Origin of the sequence: Nicoliella lavandulae (assembly GCF_037546185.1) — a bacterium.
GTDB classification, from domain to species: domain Bacteria; phylum Bacillota; class Bacilli; order Lactobacillales; family Lactobacillaceae; genus Nicoliella; species Nicoliella lavandulae.
The window spans coordinates 16,145-31,559 of the sequence record NZ_JAWMWH010000004.1 but is presented as its reverse complement, the minus strand read 5'-3'; the positions used below and the strand labels follow the sequence as shown (position 1 = coordinate 31,559).

18 protein-coding genes and 1 pseudogene are annotated in these 15,415 nt (G+C 33.6%); 5 read left to right on the top strand and 14 right to left on the bottom strand.

Features of this window, described 5'->3' with window-relative positions; translation table 11 throughout:
• Window position 1 precedes the first annotated feature (1 nt).
• The gene (locus R4146_RS08825) at window positions 2–262 is read right to left on the bottom strand and encodes a transposase (RefSeq protein ID WP_339961066.1); all 261 of its coding nucleotides are present in this window, start codon (window positions 260–262) and stop codon (window positions 2–4) included.
• Window positions 263–576: 314 nt separating this feature from the next.
• The gene (locus R4146_RS08820) at window positions 577–1,542 is read right to left on the bottom strand and encodes an SEC10/PgrA surface exclusion domain-containing protein (protein ID WP_339961065.1); all 966 of its coding nucleotides are present in this window, start codon (window positions 1,540–1,542) and stop codon (window positions 577–579) included.
• 306 nt (window positions 1,543–1,848) lie between these two features.
• Between R4146_RS08820 and R4146_RS08815 the strand changes: the two genes are divergently transcribed.
• The gene (locus tag R4146_RS08815; protein ID WP_339961064.1) at window positions 1,849–2,001 is read left to right on the top strand and encodes a hypothetical protein; all 153 of its coding nucleotides are present in this window, start codon (window positions 1,849–1,851) and stop codon (window positions 1,999–2,001) included.
• A 284-nt stretch (window positions 2,002–2,285) separates the two neighbouring features.
• On the opposite strand, the pseudogene R4146_RS08810 reads toward R4146_RS08815, so the two are convergent.
• From R4146_RS08810 to R4146_RS08800, 3 genes and pseudogenes are all read right to left on the bottom strand, one after another.
• Window positions 2,286–2,528 (bottom strand): annotated as a pseudogene (locus R4146_RS08810) (restriction endonuclease); the annotation flags it as partial.
• A gap of 501 nt (window positions 2,529–3,029) precedes the next feature.
• On the bottom strand, window positions 3,030–3,371 hold the full coding sequence (locus R4146_RS08805) for a hypothetical protein (protein ID WP_339961063.1): 342 nt from the start codon (window positions 3,369–3,371) through the stop codon (window positions 3,030–3,032).
• Between the two features lie 13 nt (window positions 3,372–3,384).
• On the bottom strand, window positions 3,385–4,146 hold the full coding sequence (locus R4146_RS08800) for a ParA family protein (RefSeq protein ID WP_339961062.1): 762 nt from the start codon (window positions 4,144–4,146) through the stop codon (window positions 3,385–3,387).
• A 472-nt stretch (window positions 4,147–4,618) separates the two neighbouring features.
• Here R4146_RS08800 and R4146_RS08795 point away from each other — a divergent pair, with 472 nt between their 5' ends.
• On the top strand, window positions 4,619–5,578 hold the full coding sequence (locus R4146_RS08795; protein WP_339961061.1) for a replication initiator protein A: 960 nt from the start codon (window positions 4,619–4,621) through the stop codon (window positions 5,576–5,578).
• Between the two features lie 136 nt (window positions 5,579–5,714).
• Here the strand turns inward: R4146_RS08795 and R4146_RS08790 are convergent, their stop codons facing one another.
• Complete coding sequence (locus R4146_RS08790) at window positions 5,715–6,149, bottom strand: hypothetical protein (protein WP_339961060.1); 435 nt, start codon at window positions 6,147–6,149, stop codon at window positions 5,715–5,717.
• Window positions 6,150–6,715: 566 nt separating this feature from the next.
• A complete protein-coding gene (locus tag R4146_RS08785) occupies window positions 6,716–7,138 on the bottom strand; it encodes a hypothetical protein (RefSeq protein ID WP_339961059.1) in 423 nt (140 codons plus the stop codon).
• Window positions 7,139–7,468: 330 nt separating this feature from the next.
• Between R4146_RS08785 and R4146_RS08780 the strand changes: the two genes are divergently transcribed.
• Window positions 7,469–7,555, top strand: coding sequence for a putative holin-like toxin (locus tag R4146_RS08780; protein WP_339961075.1), 87 nt, complete (start codon window positions 7,469–7,471; stop codon window positions 7,553–7,555).
• A gap of 167 nt (window positions 7,556–7,722) precedes the next feature.
• On the opposite strand, the gene R4146_RS08775 is transcribed toward R4146_RS08780, so the two are convergent.
• Window positions 7,723–8,334: a recombinase family protein gene (locus R4146_RS08775; RefSeq protein ID WP_339961074.1), complete on the bottom strand. Its 612-nt coding sequence runs from the start codon at window positions 8,332–8,334 to the stop codon at window positions 7,723–7,725.
• Window positions 8,335–8,435: 101 nt separating this feature from the next.
• On the opposite strand from R4146_RS08775, the gene R4146_RS08920 reads away from it, so the two are divergent.
• A complete protein-coding gene (locus R4146_RS08920; RefSeq protein ID WP_373695363.1) occupies window positions 8,436–8,615 on the top strand; it encodes an IS3 family transposase in 180 nt (59 codons plus the stop codon).
• Window positions 8,616–8,959: 344 nt separating this feature from the next.
• On the opposite strand, the gene R4146_RS08770 is transcribed toward R4146_RS08920, so the two are convergent.
• From R4146_RS08770 to R4146_RS08750, 5 genes are all read right to left on the bottom strand, one after another.
• Window positions 8,960–9,769: an IS3 family transposase gene (locus tag R4146_RS08770; RefSeq protein WP_339961076.1), complete on the bottom strand. Its 810-nt coding sequence runs from the start codon at window positions 9,767–9,769 to the stop codon at window positions 8,960–8,962.
• Window positions 9,770–9,771: 2 nt separating this feature from the next.
• The gene (locus tag R4146_RS08765; protein ID WP_339961066.1) at window positions 9,772–10,032 is read right to left on the bottom strand and encodes a transposase; all 261 of its coding nucleotides are present in this window, start codon (window positions 10,030–10,032) and stop codon (window positions 9,772–9,774) included.
• A 204-nt stretch (window positions 10,033–10,236) separates the two neighbouring features.
• Window positions 10,237–10,770, bottom strand: coding sequence for a hypothetical protein (locus tag R4146_RS08760; RefSeq protein WP_339961073.1), 534 nt, complete (start codon window positions 10,768–10,770; stop codon window positions 10,237–10,239).
• Between the two features lie 1,111 nt (window positions 10,771–11,881).
• Complete coding sequence (locus tag R4146_RS08755) at window positions 11,882–12,322, bottom strand: hypothetical protein (protein WP_339961072.1); 441 nt, start codon at window positions 12,320–12,322, stop codon at window positions 11,882–11,884.
• Between the two features lie 11 nt (window positions 12,323–12,333).
• Window positions 12,334–12,882, bottom strand: a complete 549-nt coding sequence (locus tag R4146_RS08750) for a hypothetical protein (protein WP_339961071.1) — start codon at window positions 12,880–12,882, stop codon at window positions 12,334–12,336.
• Between the two features lie 98 nt (window positions 12,883–12,980).
• On the opposite strand from R4146_RS08750, the gene R4146_RS08745 reads away from it, so the two are divergent.
• Window positions 12,981–13,820 carry a hypothetical protein gene (locus R4146_RS08745; protein ID WP_339961070.1) on the top strand — a complete coding sequence of 280 codons (840 nt, stop codon included), beginning with the start codon at window positions 12,981–12,983 and terminating at the stop codon, window positions 13,818–13,820.
• Between the two features lie 21 nt (window positions 13,821–13,841).
• Here R4146_RS08745 and R4146_RS08740 read toward each other — a convergent pair whose 3' ends face one another.
• Window positions 13,842–15,266, bottom strand: a complete 1,425-nt coding sequence (locus R4146_RS08740; RefSeq protein WP_339961069.1) for a plasmid recombination protein — start codon at window positions 15,264–15,266, stop codon at window positions 13,842–13,844.
• Window positions 15,267–15,415: the final 149 nt, after the last annotated feature.

The following is a 15,415-nucleotide window of genomic DNA, read 5'->3' as shown; positions in this document are numbered from 1 at the left end:
GTTAGCGCTTGCCAAGTAACACCGCGGCTCGTTTTAAAATTTCAAGTTCCTCTTGAGTCTCAGCTAACTTCTTTTCCATTTGAATATATTTTTCATATGAAATACTTTTACCATCAACATTAATCGTCTTGGCTTGCTTGATCCAACGATTGATTGTATTAGTAGAAATATTATAATCCTTAGCAAGTGAACTGATACTACGTCCTTGTTTTGCTAGTGCAATAATTGAATCTCTTAATTCTTTAGAATATGATTTTGGCATAATAAAAACTCCTTTAATAATAATTAAACCCGAAAGGGTACGACATAAAAATGGTCTATATTATTATCATAGGAGCACTTTTTGATGTCCAGTTCATTAGGATTGATAACTCTTTCAGCTTCGCGATACCAGCGAAGAATAGTTTGATAGTTAGGTCCGTCCCTCATCATTTTGATAATTGATTCTTTAAATTCATTTGTATATTTTCTCGACATAAAAAAAGCTCCTATAATTAAATTATACCGGATTTAAAAATCTTGTTCGGAATTTAATCATAGGAGCATTACTTTTTAATAATTATCACTGATGCAACATTAGAAAGGTTTAAAATCGACATTCACTTTTTTATTATGTGGAATCATAAAGAAATGTAATCCACCAAATTTATCAAAAGAAGTTCCAAAATAATTTGGTTGATATTTTTTATGAATGTCCAAATTCATCAATGCTGTAGCATGTCCCCAGTAGGATGGTCCATCTTCGAATAATTGTAAAGCTACAGAATTATAAATAGCATGTTTTAAAGCCGCCATTGATACATCTCTATTCTTTAATTTTATTTCTGTTAAACCTAGTGCAGGATTATCTGTATAGTTTTCTTCTGCAACATCTTTAATATTAAATTTACTACCAACTACTCTTCGAAAACGAGAATCATGACCAACTTTGCTACCGGTATTATTCCAATTATCTTGGCTATAGACATCTGCAACATTTTGAGCAGCTTTAACAGCATTATAAGAGCTCAAGTATTGGATCCCACCTAATTTTTTAATAATTGGATTGATAAGCGATAATGTAAAATTATTTAGTTCTACATTTTGAGCTTGAGTCACATGATTTAAATTAACTATTCTACTTAAATCACGCTTGCTAGGAGTAAATGAGTTCATTGCTAATCCTTGTAGACCAATTCTTCCAATCTTAATTTGTAATTTTGTGTTTTTCCAACTGTTCTTTTGCGCAGCTTTCTTTAGTAAGGCTATACTATATCCTTTTGGTAAATTAATTCTATTTTGAGGATTATTGCGAGCACTATAATTAACTTTTGTTACAAAGTTAGCATCAGAACCAGGATCTTGAATTGAATTACCTTTAATTTTTCGAGCTTGAGTTGGGATAAAATAATTTAAACTATTATTGCCTAATTTACTAATTGATTTTTTAGTTGCTATTGTTGCATCATCTGTGGTTTGTTGCTTAAATTTTTTAATTTGACTATTGATACTTTTGTTTGAATCTGCAGAAACATAACTATTAATAGTTGTTCCGCTTATCATTAAACTAATTATAGAAATCAATGTCATTTTAGATATAGAATGCTTCATAATAAGTTATTCCTCCAATAAAATCCATACAATATTTTTATTCATAATTCATACTTACTAAGTATAGCATTAAATTTAATTACGTAAAAAGTATTTGTCTGATAAAACTTAGTTTTATCTTCTTGTTTTCTCCTATGTCAAGTAATGGCATAAATTTTCTTAAACATTCATTCTAATTTGATTTCAATTATGCTCCTATGATTAAATTCCGGACAAAATTTTTAAATCCGGTATAATTTAATCAAAGGAGCTTTTTTTATGTCGAGAAAATATACAAATGAATTTAAAGAATCAATTATCAAAATGATGAGGGACGGTGCTAACGCTCAAGCTCTTTTGGATGAATATGGACCTAACTATCAAACTATTCTTCGCTGGTATCGCGAAGTTGAAATACTAATCAATTCTTAACGAATGGGACATCAAAAATGTACAAAAACAATTAATGGTTTTAAAGCGGGAGAATGATATTTTAAAATCAGCTACGATAATTTTTGCTAAGCATTAGATCATCAACAACGGTCATCAATGCTAGAGGTTATTAATTTTCACCTTCGTAAAGGTTATCGCATTTCTGAAATCCTAAGGAGTTTAAAAATATCCAGCTCTACTTACTATGACTGGTTAAAATGGCAACCTAGTAAACAAGCTCAGCACCATGAGGTGCTGAGGAAGCAAGCAATTCAGGAAATAATTCACACAATCACAAGCGCAATATGTTGTTTCTCATTTATCAAATTAATAATTATAAGCACATCATCAGCGTGTTTTAGTTGGGTTAAACCGATGATGGTGAAAGGTTTAGTAGTGTTCTTCAATGCTGCTTGAGCATTACGGTTCCATTCATCAGTAGTCGAAACGATAATTCCTGAAGCATAGTAACTCTTACTTGTTTCAGCAACAAATGTGTTAATCGCATTTTTACCGACTTTACCTTTGTAAAATTTAGCTTACACCGCTGTTAATTTACCTTCAAAATCACAGGCCACAATATCAACACCCGTGTTTACTTTTGAAATACCTAATTCATCAGGTACTTAATTTAGCATCCATACATCTTTATATTTTCACTTATAAATCTCATTCTTTAAGTAAGTCACCACCATTTTTTCAGAAGCAGTGCCTCGATCACGTTGATTATTGATATTATCATTAATTTGGGTGATCAATTCGTTAAACGTATCCATTAGTAATACTCCTTAAATTAATAGTAACTTTATTATACATGTTAAATAATGAACCTGAACACAATGCTTTTATAATAGACATAAAAAAAGACCTGAATAAAATCAAGACTTCTTAATATAGATGAAGGAATAACCAAAAGAAACTAAATCAATTAAATTAATTTGACTCTATACAAACCTATGAACAGTTTCTACAGCCCATATTTATTTTTAACTCTGTCACGATTAGCAATATTAAACTCAAATTAGTAACTAATTTGAATTTCTTCGATTATAGCCCCTATCATAGGCGTCTTTAATATCTTTATCAGATAAATAATGATTTATAACTAATTCCTTAATAACATCGCTTACGGATTCATCATCTTCAATTGCTTTAGATTTTAATTTACTTTGAATTTCAGGTGGTAAGTAAATCGTATATTGTTTGTAATCCTTAGTTTTAAGATAATAATCTTTGATTGATGAAAATGATCTAAGTTTATGTTCTTTAGGTTCTTTGGACTCTTTTGGGTCTTTATTTTTGAATAACTGATCTAAATCTGAATCCATGCTCAAATTTTCATTGCCAAATGATTTACGTTTATTAGTCATATTTAGCCTCTTTTCATAGTTCGTTTATTTTTTTAGATAATTCATAATATGCCTTACCAGCTTTATTGTTCTTTCTATATTCATAAGTTGACATATTAGCAACAGAAGCATCAGCCACATCAACTGACCGGGGTATTTCAGCTAGAATATCTAAATTATCGTGTTCAATATTTTCAATTGCATCTTTAGCATGATTAGTAGGTGTAATCATTGTAACGGCATATCCGAGCGTCTTTAAATCAGGTTTAATTTGTGATTTAACATCTCTAATTGTTTTCTTAAGCAATTGCATTCCTAATAAAGATTGATACTCTGCTTGAACAGGAATCAGTACATAATCACTTGCAGATAAGGCATTAACCGTTAGCAACCCACGTGATGGTGGGCAGTCAATTAGGATAAAATCATAATCGTCTTTAATGGTACTAATATTCTTAGATAACACTAACTCCCGTAATGTTGTGTTAACTAAATTTAATTCAGCGTCAGATAATTGTAAAGTCGTTGGTGCAATATCCATATTTTCCTTTAAATTAATAATAATATCTTGAATGCTCTCTTTACCAATCATTACATCAGTCATATTATCCATATGTTCCGAAATTAACTTTCTCATATCATATTTTATGCTGGTTAAACTTGCTTGAGGATCTAAATCAATAATCAGAACTCGTTTATCAAATTGCTGAGATAAATTTTCCGCTACTTCAAAAGTTGTCGTTGTCTTACCAACGCCACCTTTTTGGTTTGCAAAAGAAATAATTTTAGCTGTCATACAGACACCTCCTATTTTTTATATTATTTGATATTACAATGCATTTAGACATTAAAATATTATAATATTTTAATATTACTATATTAACCCCATTTGAAAGGTATTAATAGATAGTGAAGCTTTAAGTACTTTAATATTATAATATCAAAGTACTTAAATATCAAAGCATTAAGATATTAAAATATTATAGTATCATTAGCTAATGCCTAATTTATCACGATTTTAAAAAATATAATATTTACAAACAGTGATTAATGATATATTATGTAAAAAGAAAGCCCAACGCAATTAAGCATCGGGCTTTCAGATAAAAAATATTCGAATTAGGAATGGTAACAGTTGATGAGATTGGCGTCCTGAAACTGCTACCAAATCGTTTTGTGTACCTTAATTATATAATTATATAGTACATAAATCAAGACACCCCTAATTCGAATAGAAAAGAATAGGGGTTTTTTATATGCAATTCATTATGACAGACGTAGAACTAATCAATAACAAGGAACTAACTAACGATGACGTGGTAGCGTACGCACTACTATGTGACCGGATGAAATCATCACGTACCAACAGACAATTCTTTGACGCCAAACTCGATGATTACTACGTGATTTATACCCTAGCTGAACTAGCTGAAAAATTAAAGGTATCTATACGCAAAACAGGGGCTATTTTACGCAAATTAGTTAAACTTGGCTACATTATCAAGAAAAAGCAATTTAGCCGTGCAGATAAGCTATTTTTGCCCAAATTTGAGCGTCCAGAAGCGCAAAATGTGCAGCACGTAGATGCAGAATCTGCAGGTCCTAAAGTGCAGAATTTGCCACCTAATCATAGTCACTTAAACCAGAGTGATAAATCAAAGATTTATACAAGTGACACAGAAGACGCCAGAGAAACGCCAATTGAAAAATGGAGAAATGCTGTAATTGGTTCGACAAAGTTACCGGGATTAGCAATCGATGCCATTCTTAAATATACCGATGGTGATTTAAAGCAAGCCTATAAGCTAGTTGGACTAATCCACAAGGCTAAGCATTTTGTTGTTAACAACAACGGAATTAAGAATAAATCATTTACTAAGTATGAACGCAATGAAAATATTCAAGTTAATTTAGGTGCTAGACTGATGCATGTGTTTTCATACGCGCGCAATAAGCGTAATGAACTGGCTTATATCATGTCTTGCTTGAAGACTTTCTTCTTAGAAGCCTTTGGCCTAGTTAAAGACGAACTTGAGAAACCAGAAGCAGAATCTAAACAACCGCACAAAGATTTACGCCCCCAATGGATGAAAGATCGCGAGAAATACGGTCACGATATTGTAGAGGAAGTGGATCCGGAAGAGAAAAAGCGTATCATTACTAAGATTGAAAAGCTAAGAGCGGAAGTACGTCAAGATCAAGCAGAATATCAGCGTAGGAATTGCTAATAGTGCATTATTAGCCTGTCATACGGAGGTTTGTAAAGAACATCACGATATGACTATAGCTAACATGCTGGTGATAAAAACAAAGCAAAATAAATAAAAAAAAGGCCCTGCATAGCAGGGCGTATTAAAAATTAGCTTAATCACTTATCTGGTTTAAAAATGTTAGAAAGTCTTTCTTAACAGCTCCAGATCCATTAGAGTCTAATAGATCCATATCGACCACATCAGCATTGGTGTCATGGGTTAAGAAACATACTACGTCAAGGGGCTCCCTAATGTGAAAGATGGGCAGTTTTTTACCTGTGTGTTTCTGCCAGTCCATCAGACCGGCATACAGCAAGCTGTCGGGGTCAATGATGCCGAGCAGTGGATCAGAGGCTAACTCGTCGTCAATGCGTGCTTGATAGAACCCATCGTCTTCGTCCGTTTCTTTAGGATTAAGTTTACGGATGAGGGTTTCAATGACTTCATCAATGCGTTCATCGCCTGGAATGATGGGATAGTGGGTACCAGATGGGTAATAGTACTCAAGTTCGTTAAAAATGCGGTTATCAATTAAGATATGAATCACTCTCCTTTTATATTAGTCAAAAACTAAATCCCACCCCACTTGGGTGGGATTTAGATGTGATTCATAACCGATGCATCACGGGGCACCTACCCCATATAGGGCTATTCTGTAACGGGGGCCTAACCCCTTGATGTTATGGGTTTAAGGGGCCCCATTGGTTATAGTTCATCCCTATACGTGTTGAAAAAAAGGCCCGCAACCATCATTGGTTACGGGCTCCTCTTTTAAAATCCTGCATGTATCATATCCAATACGCCTAACAGATCACGATTAGTCCATACACCTAAATCGGGGCAATCATTGGCGTAATATACTTCATGCTCATATCGGCGCCGATCTAAGATTACACTTTGGATGCTGTTATGGCAGTCAGTGAACGCATCTTGGTCGGCCTCTGGCATAGGCTGCGTCTAAGGCTTCATATAACGCGTCTAAGCGCTGTCCGCTGTCGTGTAGATCAAGCCGCTCACACAGGGCCCGCCACGTTTGATCGTGTCCGAAGTTTTGATCCAATAATTTAATATCACATCCATCTGATGCGCATGTTTTTAGATACTCTTCTAGTTTCATGCTTCCACCGCCCTTGCTACGTTGTCTTCAAGGGCGTTGCTGATGAAAGAGTTGCTAAGATACGAATAGTAGATGTTTAGTTCAGTCCCATTGTTTAGCACCTCATCGATGAGCCAATCTTTGACGTAATAGATATGACCGTGATAGTCACTACTTGCTTTGGCTAAAATTGGCGCTATCTGTGTTAAAATCAGTTGTTCTAGCGGGGTGGTGGCATCCGATCTAAGTTCACTGATTAGTTCATCGGGGGTTTGACCGGTGCAGACCACGTCACGAACCTTGAACTGCTCATTCAAAGATTCATCTAAGCACTCGTTAAGTTCAGGGTAGGCGCTTAAATCAAATGGATCGCTGGGTAGTTTATCGGCGTCTTTCTTGAGTTTCTTGATAAATACTTTTAAATTTTTTGAATAATTCATAATATCACGTCTCCTTTTATTTTTATCATTACAATCAAAAAAGCCCATGCCTTTTGGCATGGGGGAGAAGTTATTAGCATGTGTCTTTTGTCTACATCCCCACTTATGGTGGTGATGGCGATTAAGGTTTTGTTATCAGTTTTATATTCACTTGTTTTAACAGCATTTTTACTAAGAGGTAAATTATAAGTGCGCATTAGCTCTCATCATTATGTATGATATAATTTAAAATGGTTAGTAAGAAGTTTTGAGGGCGGTGGCTCGCAATTTTCTTAGGAGGTGGTGCTGTGCATCATAAAAAATCTTCGAAAGGATTGCGTACCAGTTACGATGAGTGTTTATCAAGCACTTATGTTGATGTTTACGTTCGGCATGTTTTTACTTGCATTGCTGGAATACATCAATAAAAAAAAGTAACAAAAAACCGCCCCGAACTTTTGACATGGTTTGAGTGGGCGGATTAATTTCTGTTAAATTCCAATGAGTCACTGCCTTTGAAGCAGCTTGCTGATCAAGACGTCCTGACGGCTATCAGGGCGTCTTTTTTATTTATGACTTTATTATAGCTGTAAACCAGATAAGAATCAATTTTCATCATCAATTCGTTTTAAGATTCTGTACAGCTGTTGTCGACTTAAGCCATTATCGCGGGCTAATTGGGCCTTACTTTTGTAATTATTGCTCTGATAAGCGCGCTTGACATTCAAGTATACCAGTCTTCCTTCACGGTCCTTTGAATCAGGCATGAATTTAAACGGTCGGCCCTTATACACACCGCGTTTCTTGGCTTCAGCAATCCCTTGCCGTTGTCGTTCCCTAATTTTGCTTCTCTCATTTTCGGCAACGAAACTCATCAGATTAATCATCATATCCAACATAAATTTATCGACTAAATCGTTACCGCTGTTGGTCTGCGGTAGATCATCGCTAATCATTTTCACGCCTTTTCGCTTAAGTCGTTCCACAATGTCTCGAATGTCGTCATAATTTCGGCTCAAGCGATCTAGTGTCACCACTTCTACTACATCACCATCACGTACATAATCTAATAGCGCCTGTAGTCCCGGCCTTTCCATGTTCTTCCCACTAATTTTATCGGTAAAAATTTTATCAGCGGACACATCGATAGCCCTTTGCTTTTGTCTAGCTAAATTTTGGTCTTTGCTTGATACCCGTGCGTAAAATATTAATGCCACTTTTTATCACCCAATTTCCAATTAATTAAGTTACACTTAAATGTTACATTTACAACATAATTATATCACATAATTATGTTTGTCCGTTAGGGTACACTCATATGTTACATCATGACAATGCATTGATTGAAAATTTTCATTCGATGCTCAAACGAGAATGGGGATTTCACCAAAAATTTAGTTCATTAGCGCATGTGAAATTATCAATTAGCAAATATATTGAATGGTTCAATCATGAACGAATAAGCTATCGTGAGATAACACAGATGCAATTTAGTTAAAATTTTTTGTCCGGATTCTTGACATAGGAGCATTAAGTTTACTCACTATCTTATCCGATAATGTGTTTGTCGATTATTTTCCATCTTAATTAGCTTGATTTATCTTAATAATGATATTTCAATTTTCTGATGATGGAAAATGGTAAACTGATAAAAGCATTACATGTACTATGTCTCTTTAACATGATAAATATAGTTATAGCATCTTAAACAAATACATTTTACAAGATATTGTTTATGATTATATTTGATTAAAATATTGATTTTTATTTAACTCTAGTTTACCATAATATTGTTACATGAGAGGAAGTGAGTTGCTCCTATGTCAATAACTTGGACTAATTTTATGTAGTTTTGACCAAGCTAATTCTTTCATTGTTATACCATCTTACGTACCAATCAATACCTTCAATTGCCTCTTCTATGCTTTCAAACTTTGTTTGAAATACTAATTCACGTTTTAGCATTGAATGAAAGTTTTCAATGTAAGTATTGTCGTATGGATGACCTTTCAATGAATATGAATGCTTGATATTAAGTTTGTTTAATAACTTTTCAAATAAATCACTGGTATATTGACTTCCCATATCACTGTGTAAAAACATAGGTTTGCTAGTCTTTTTCACCGCTTTAAGCATAGTATTAGTTACTAACTCTGCAGTCATTTCATTACAAACCTGATGGGCAATAACCTTATGGTTATTAGGATTATAGACACTGGCTAAATAAACCCACTTGTGATTCGTTAGTGGAACATAGGTAATGTCAGCGCACCAAGCAGAACGCCAGTCCTGACGGACTAAGTTAGCACGCTGTTCATAATCATTATGGGTGGTTGGTTTGCGATATTTTTTGTTCATTACTGAATGAATTTTCATGGAATGCATTAGCTTCCAGACGGTTCTAGAGCTGACCTGTAATCCTTTATTTAAGAGGACTTGATGAATTCTGGGATACCCATAAACATAACGGCTTTGTTGCCAGGCAACTAAAATTTCTCGTTTTAAAATTAGATTATGATGATCACGTTTTGTTGGTTGATGATTAGTCCAATAATAATAGGTACTCTTAGGCATTTTAAAAGCTCTTAAAATGGTTGCTAAGCGGTGTCCATGTTCCAAACTATCTTTAATGAAGCCTAAGGCTTCATTAATTGTTAGCGCTTGCCAAGTAACACCGCGGCTCGTTTTAAAATTTCAAGTTCCTCTTGAGTCTCAGCTAACTTCTTTTCCATTTGAATATATTTTTCATATGAAATACTTTTACCATCAACATTAATCGTCTTGGCTTGCTTGATCCAACGATTGATTGTATTAGTAGAAATATTATAATCCTTAGCAAGTGAACTGATACTACGTCCTTGTTTTGCTAGTGCAATAATTGAATCTCTTAATTCTTTAGAATATGATTTTGGCATAATAAAAACTCCTTTAATAATAATTAAACCCGAAAGGGTACGACATAAAAATGGTCTATATTATTATCATAGGAGCATGCCAATATGGTGGGTTTATTTTTATTGCCTATGTATCTTCGGTTTGCTACTTTGAAAAATCGATTTTCTTGTATCACTTTCTGTATCGTTCGATGTATCGAGTATCGTAAGTTTTTACATGCGATACTACTTATTGGAACGCTTTAACCATGCGAATAAACCACTTTTTTTGATACCACCTCTTGTATCGACTGTATCACTTTTTGTATCGTTCGATGTATCGTGTGTATCGGATTCTGTATCGGGGTGATACTCAGAATCAATCATTATATTTTTCTTGAAAGTCCTAATACTTTCTAGTTCAAGTTGTTGTTGTTGATCGAACTGTTTATTTTGTTGGTCAATCGTACGCTGAAGACTTTCAACCTGTTTGTATAGCTGCTTAATTTCTCTATCTTGTCGACTTATTATGTTGTCTTTTAATTCAATTAGAGCAGTTTCAGTAGTATCAGATTTTGTATCGCTTTCTGTATCTTGCGATACACGATTTCCGGCAACATCTCGAAAATGGCTTAAAATTGCATTAGAAGACTTGTCATCAAAATATTGCACATTCTTATCAGTTCGCACGGGCTTGATATTATTCTTTTTTATGTATCTGTAGATTCTTAACTTGTTAATATCTAATTCTTCAGCAAGCTCAGGAACTGTCTTATCCATTGATTTAACCGCCTTTCTTATGAAACCCTACACAAGAACTATATTATAAATATATAAAAGTAACAATGCAGGATACCGCCCATTTAACAAAAAACTTTTTGATAATTCATTGTAGTATGTTATTCTTAACTTATAAATTGAATACGAAAACACGTAAAAAAGGCAATAAAAAAAGCCCTCAGCAATCTGCTAGGACTTGAGTTGCTTGTTAGTACTGCAAATACTAACTTACGTGATATCACGTTACTCTAACTAACTGATATCTTTGATGAAAAGAATTGGCGTTCTTTTCATTCAAAATTACAAGTTTATTCTATCATGGATACATAGTAATTACAAAAAAAGATATATACAATATATCACCCGATACATATGGGAGATAATTAATAACAATTAGTTAAGAGCCGTGAGATCACGTAAGATAAGTGATTCCATGGCTCTTTTTTAGTGTTAAAAGAATGACAATCTTTGTTATTGTATGTTGTATCACTCGATGTACTACTGATGTAAAATACGATAATTAAAATGAGGACGGTTACCTTTCTATTCGTCATAAAATGAACCCGTTGGCAGTGCGATACATTGTCCGCAGTTACAGACCATAGGCACGCCAAGCCTTGATCGTATGAAACGCCGATCTAAAAGAGTGGCAAAAGCTGACAAAGTCGGCTGGGAAGTCTAGGAAATGCTACATCATATCCATTATGCACGGTGGGTTTTAGGATTTTACCACGTTAAACTTTAAAATTCCGGCTTAGCAGGAATAAAATACGCGCTAAGGCATAATTGGAACAAGGGCTGGATGAGTTTAAACATGATGCTGTGAAGCTTTACTGAGCTATCAAATTTTGCGTTTATTGATAGTTGAGCAAAGCGATGTACAGACTTTTAAAGAGACATACTCTCTCGATAGTTATGGCCACCAACTAGGCTAACTATCGAGAGAGCTTCGCCGAGCTTGCGAGGCAAGCTCTTTCTTTATGGTCTTATTTTATTTAATTATTAGATTCTTTAATTTCCATGTTGCAAAATGCAATGTCTGGTGTTGCAAAATGCAATGCTAGTTATACTAATATATTTATATACATAATAATACAGTTAATACAGAGAACTAGGAAAGCGTATCAATACCAGTTCTATCTAAATCTAAATCACTATGCAATCTAGAAACAGTGTCGTTATTTTGATCCATTTTATTCAATTGGTCTGATAAACGATTATATTCGTTATTTAGGTTATTTTTAACGTTTTCAGATACTTTACCATTATTTACATACAAATAACTTTTAATTCGCTTAGAAAGCGATTTTTGAGCTTCTACTACATCTTTTAGATGTTTATCGGTATAAACTTTCGATTCCCTTACAGTAATTTCATGAGTTTTATTATATTTAACAATGCTAAGACTTACTAATAACACTAGAGTAAGCACGATTACTAAGATGATTGGAATAGGGTGAGTGTAATCTTCTTTATCGAGCCTATTTTGATCAGCAAATTTAATTTCAAAATCTTTTGGTAGTTTAGATTCTTTGTAGGCGTGAAAACCCATTAAAACACCTCCTAATGATTAAAAAGCCATACCAACGTAAATACGATTAAAACAGCTACTGCAATGGTTGGTAATGCTAATGCGATAAAAGTACTGATAATGGATTTAAAACGTGTGTAATAGGTCATTTTTTCCAATTTTTCAATCTTTTCGTCTATTTGATCTAATTTATCGAATAATTGTTTAGAACGTTGATTAAATAAGCGATATTCTTCGTTTGTATCTAGCAATAGCTTTTTGCGGATTTCAGAGTATTCAGTATCAGAACTTAATTGCTTGGCGTATTTTTCATAATAGCCATTAATATTTCTTTGATTCTCTGAATCAATCTCTTCTAATCTTTGCTTGATAAGGTCGTCCATTAGTTTTGTATCACTATAAATTTTGCTTTCCAGTTTATTTTTATAGCCACGGGTTACGTTTTCAATTTCTTTGCGAGCCTGTTGCTTTAATTCCATGATTTGCATGTCAACTGTGGGGACGTTTTTAACGTCTAAAACATTGCCATTAATTGCGTTTAAAAGTTCAGTTAAAATTTTTTTGTTATTAATGTCTTCCATTTCTAGGATTCCCCCCTAATTTTCTTGAAAATAATGTAATTGAGTGTTTAATGGATAAATATAATAAGCGATTAATTTTTAAAGGTGGTTAAGTATTTTTGAAAAGATGCGATTTGTATTGTGCATGGATAGAGTTTTGCGAAATCATAGCTGAAAATGAATTAGGAGTAACTAATCCAAATTTTTTGCACTACATGGAGTATAAGAAAAAATGTCTGGAATTTCCTGTAAACGTGAAAGTATCACCAGAAGTATATAAAAGAAAAGAATATATAACTGTAATAAAAAACATTGAAAGTTCTTTAAAAAGAGGAAAAGGTATATCAATGTATTTATCCAAAAGAGCTAAAAAATTAAAAAAAGATGGAATGTTTAATGACTTTGGAATAATTCATTTACATCTAAATAAAAAAATTGGGAATAAAGTAGTTGATATAGCTAAGGATAGCGGAACAACTTTACAAGTTTATTATAGTCAAGGAACAGTATATATTTTTAATTTTGGTAGGCATGGAAAGGGTGCATATACCAATCCAAAAGATCTTCAGAAATTATATGATAGATTTCCAGATGCACTAAGGAATAGACTACTTGAATCGAGTAAGATTGATGATGTTCAGAATATGAGTAGTGGGGATATATTTCATATAAGAAAACTAAATGGATTGGAAATGACTTATCTTAGGGGAAAGGATGGATCAACCTTAACAATAAGGCCCTACCTAATCACTTCTTTTACGAATGATAATGGACCTCTCGATTTAAGATTAAATACTTTTTTTAATAATTTAAAGCAAGATTGGGCAATGAAAGGTTATAAATCTGTTGATGTAGAAATAGATATTGAAAAAAAAGAATTTAGAATTATTGATAAAAAGAGCAATAAATTAATATTTAAACTCCATAATGATGTTTTTATAAACTATATGATTTATTAATTATCCTAAGCACTATGAGACTTATCTTCCTCCACGTTCTTGCTGTCTTCTGTATTCTTCCATTTCTCGTTCTTGTTCTCGTTTCTTTAGTTGATTAGCGTATCTTTCCGCACTTTCACGGCTACGCTGTTGCTCGTTATATATTTCGGTAAGTGGTCCTAATTTATCTTTAGCAAGCTTGGAAAGGCTACTCATGCTAGTGTTGTTAGTCTTTTTAGCTTGTTCGAAGTTCCCGATTTCAACGGCTTTACCAACTAATTTTTCTTTGTATTGATCGATACCTTTCTCATATTCGTTTAGCCTAGTTTGACGCTCATTTAAAGACTTTTCGACTTGTTTTAGGTTCTTTTCCCTTTGGGATATTTCTTGTTCACGCTTATCTAGTTGCTTTTGTCGGTCTTGCAATGATTTTTCCCATTTTTTAATTTTCTCAACGGTCATTTTTGCGTATTTTTGGACGATTTCCATTGCTGATTGGAATAAGTAGCTGGCAGATGTCATTTTATGCTCTTTAAATCCTTGCGCAGTCTGCACTTCATGGGGTTCTTGAACCTTTGCGGAAATAGGAACTTTGTGGGTTGGTTGGTGTCGTGCAATGAACTCGATAGCTCTATCCTTAGATTTAGACATTTCGGTTTCATGAAACTTTAGGATTTTGGCTTGGCGCTTATTTTCTTCGGTTTTATCGTCTAAACGCTCTTTGATTTTTTTGTAAGCGTCAAAGTCTTGGACATGCTCGTTGGTACGGGTTAGGGAGTAGTCTTTGCCTAACTTTTTGCTGACAGACGAAACTAATGCGTTATCTTCTTGTTCTCGAAACCAACTTAAAGCCTTTCGGGTGTCGGTAATACTTGATCCAGTTTGATATTGATATTCAGCTTTTAATGCTGCATTCAAACTCATACTAGGTTTGCCCTTAGCGGTTTTTCCAAGTGGTATCATTTGCATGTGAATGTGTGGCGTGGATTCATCAACATTGGTTGTATATCTTGCTACTTTGATGAATTGATGACGCTCATTAAAATGATCGGCATATTCTGCCATACCTTTACTTTCAGCTATTAATATATTTTTTACTTCATCGGGACTTTTTCCGTCCAAAAGCTCATCTTGATTTTGTTTATTTCCAAATGTAGCCACACCAGTTTTATCAAAACTGTTTGTTTTTTCTTTGGATTTTACAAACTCATTTACATTTTTAAACATCTTGCTAATGTGTCTACTTTTTTTCTGACTAGCATTATATTTTTCAAATTGATCCTGATAACGTTCTTTTTTAATTTGATTCAAATCATCAGAATTTAAAATTTCTTTTGTCTGATTAAATTGAGTTTTTTCATAGTCGATACTTTTGTTTGAATGGTTAATTTTTTTGTCATGTTCGACATGTTTTTTTACACCCGAAAATGATTGATTGGCGATATTCAAAGTAGCGGTTATTTTCATTTTTGCAGACCTCCCATACTAAACATAAATAAAATAATGCTTACTTGTTACGTAGGATTATAGCAGAATGTTGCGGTAAAATGATAGCCACTTATCAAATTCACCGCAAGCGGTGGAATTTACGTGGCTCTTGCAGAGAGCTAGTGGCA